Below are 875 nucleotides of genomic sequence, written 5' to 3'. Positions count from 1 at the left end.
GCGGTTGGTGACGGTGAGGCATGAAGAGCGCGTGGCGGGTGCGTTACATCCGGTCCTAAGCCTTGTGGGATTCCTATGGATCAGCCAATCTTTCGTCCCGGTGGAGTCAAGAAATCTACGGCGAGGGCATGTCGACTTGACATGACCCTGACCGGATTTCGACTCCCTGAGTGTGGACACGACCGGAACCACCGGCATTACCGGCACCACCGGCACGACCGGCACGACCGGCACGACCGGCACGACCGGCACGACCGGCACCATCGGCACCATCGGCGCCACCGGAAAGACCGGCGCCACTGGAACGACGGGCGCGACCGGAAAGATCGGAAGGACCGGAACGGTCGGCACCACTGGCACCACCGGAACGGTCGGCACCACCGGCACCACTAGACCCACCCACCGGCACTACCGGCACTACCGGCACTACCGGCACGGTCGGCACCACCGGTACCACCGGAACGGTCGGCACCACCGGAACGACCGGCACGGYCGGCACCACCGGCACCACTAGACCCACCCACCGGCACTACCGGCACTACCGGCACGGTCGGCACCCCCCCCCCCCCCCCCCCCCCCCCCCCCCCCCCCCCCCCCTACCGGCACGGTCGGCACCACCGGTACCACCGGAACGGTCGGCACCACCGGAACGACCGGAACGGTCGGCACCACCGGCACCACCGGCACCACTAGACCCACCCACCGGCACTACCGGCACTACCGGCACGGTCGGCACCACCGGTACCACCGGAACGGTCGGCACCACCGGAACGACCGGAACGGTCGGCACCACCGGCACCACTTCCCCCACCAACGCACCACCTATTGAGGAGGACCCCTCAGATGGCAGTGATGCGTCATCCCCGCCGAAGACT

Annotated in this window: 1 protein-coding gene; it reads left to right on the top strand. The window is 68.8% G+C overall.

Going from position 1 to position 875, the window contains the following annotated elements; translation table 11 throughout:
* The first annotated feature begins 172 nt into the window (after positions 1 to 172).
* On the top strand, positions 173 to 514 hold the full coding sequence (locus AB8Z36_RS41050) for a hypothetical protein (protein WP_369218430.1): 342 nt from the start codon (positions 173 to 175) through the stop codon (positions 512 to 514).
* Positions 515 to 875 lie beyond the last annotated feature (361 nt).

The sequence above is a fragment of the Streptomyces flavofungini genome (assembly GCF_041028215.1).
Lineage (GTDB): Bacteria > Actinomycetota > Actinomycetes > Streptomycetales > Streptomycetaceae > Streptomyces > Streptomyces flavofungini_B.
This window is presented reverse-complemented; position numbering and strand designations above follow the sequence as displayed.